The organism is Alkanindiges hydrocarboniclasticus (assembly GCF_001982605.1).
GTDB lineage: Bacteria > Pseudomonadota > Gammaproteobacteria > Pseudomonadales > Moraxellaceae > Alkanindiges > Alkanindiges hydrocarboniclasticus.
On sequence record NZ_MLCN01000077.1, the window covers coordinates 1 to 2,479 of the forward strand.

Below are 2,479 nucleotides of genomic sequence, written 5' to 3' on the forward strand. Positions count from 1 at the left end.
TTCGGACAAAACGTTGATTTTGGTGCTTTGGCTAATCGTGCCACTGCCATCACCTTGCACCGCTGATGCACCAATGCCAATCCCTGATATAATTAAGGCATCAAGCATTGCCTGATTGGCTGCATTCACAGTTAACTCAACAGTAGCCTGACCAGTTGCATCAGTGGTTACAGCTGTTGAGCCACCTGTTACTCCGGTAAAACGTGCACCTTGCTGTAGAGCAGCAGGGTCAAGTGCAATGATCACTTGGCGATCTTTAATAGCTGCACCAGCACTGTCTTTTAAGGTTACCGTAGCAATGGCTTTCTGTGCCGTACCAACAGTAGCAACCAGTGCTGGCTTGTCAACCACCAGATCCATACGCTGAATATTGGCAGCTAAACTATAAAAAGAAATTTTGGTTTTTTGTGTGATATTTCCAAAACGTGCAGTAATGCTTAAACCTTTTTGAAGAATTTCAAGCTGGTCAGCACTAGACAGCTGTTCTGGATCATACCTTAAACCAAAAGAAGCCTGCCCAGTACTGTTTGTGGTGGGCGCACGATTATCAATTGAAATTCCTGCATATTTCTTATCTAAACTTACAATAATGTCTTTATTGGCAGAAACATCACCATTACTTTTATAAGCCTGTACGACGATTGAAGTGTCTTTATTAGGCTTGCTAATATCCAAGGTTGCCGGATCAATAATATCCAGATAAGCAACCTCAACGGCAGACAACGCAGAAGGTGCCACCATAACCGTAGTGTTTTGTGTAACTATACTACCATCAGCAAGTTTAGTACTGACGGCTACCACAATTCCCGAAGAAACCAATTTTTCAATAGCCTGTTCATTTAAAGCATTGGTATGCACAGTGAATGAAACATAACCATCTTTATCCGTATTTTTAGTGACTTTACCTTCAAATGAAACACCATTTTCCATCACATTAGCGGATAGACCTAAACTAATGGGTTTATTAACTGCAGGATCACCATCATTATCCAAAGCTCGCGCTTTAACTTGAAAAGTATCATTCGTAGAATTAACTATGCCTTTGGTAGCGGTTAACTCTATGCGCTGTACTTCTTGAACAGTCTGATAAAAATTAACCAGTCCTGTCTGAGTGACTGTTTTGTTATTAACAGCTGTATACTGCGCAGTAATGGTAACCCCTTTACTGATCAAACTATTAATTACGGCCTGATCTACGCCCGCTGCATTAAAGCTCAAAGTAAATTCTGCCCGCCCATTGCTATCAGTGGTGGCAGTGGATCCATTTTTTATACTTAATCCAGCGACTTGAGGAATAGTTAGTTTGATTGTCCTATTCGCAATAGCTCCACCATTTTTATCTTTTGCAATAACAGTAACATTTGCTTCCCCACCCGATGTCTTAATTGCTCCTGCTACTGCAAGATTTAGACTAGCCACATCCTCTGCAACGGGAGACGATACCGTAATTTTAGAATCTTGGGTGAAGATAGATGCATTATCTTGCAAAATAGCTTTGACACTAATTCCATTTTGCACCAATAATTTTCCATCAGGATTATCAGCATTGGCTTCTGTTTGAATGGTAAAAACAGCCTCGCCTTTATTATTTGTTTTTACAACCGCATTAGCAAGCTTAGCCCCATACTGCACTGCCTGAGCATCCAATACCAATTGAACATTTTTATTTGCAATACTGGCGCCTTCAGGATTAGTCGCTTTTACGACGACATTAATTAATCCACCAATAGCCTCAATTTTATTATTATTACTTGTAGAAATGTCCAACTTGGTTACCACGTTAGCAACCGAGCTTACGCCAACTTTATAGACTTGAGTTTTGGAAGCGCCGCTCGCTTCAGTCAATACTGCTTCAAGGCTAATCCCTTCTTGCATTAAAGCAAGACGATCACCTTCCTTACCTGCTGGTAAGCTCAGCGTAAACTCAGCATAGCCTTGGTTATCAGTCACTGCACTAGATAACCCTTTAATACTTACCCCATTTTTCTCAAAATCTTTAACTTTTAAAACCACATTCTCATTGGGAACACCTCCACCATTGGCATCAAGCGCCCGTACACGAACAGTACTTTCTCCACCCGAAACCATCAGAGGTGAAATATTATCAAACTTCAGTTCGTACTGACTTTGAGTAACTGTACCAGCTCCAGTTACCGCTACTTTTTTAATATTGTTAATAGTAGTTCCAACTACAGTAGCAGTAAGCACCAGTTCAGTAACTGCTATATTTGTGCCGCTTAAATTAACGGTAAAGGTTGCATTACCTTTTTCATCAGTAGAAACCTCTGAAACATCGGCAGTTGCACCATTTTTTAAAGCATCTTTAATATTGAGGCTAATTTTTTGATTCGCGATTCCACCTCCGTCTTTGTCGACTGCCTTCGCCGTAACAGTAAGATTATCACCCTTTACATTTAATTCACTTTTACTTAAAACAAGGGTAACACCGGCTACTTCTTTTACTTCTGATCCATTATCT

General features: G+C 40.4%; 1 pseudogene. It reads right to left on the minus strand.

The window, feature by feature from the left end:
• Nucleotides 1–2,479 (minus strand): annotated as a pseudogene (locus BKE30_RS16125) (Ig-like domain-containing protein); the annotation flags it as partial.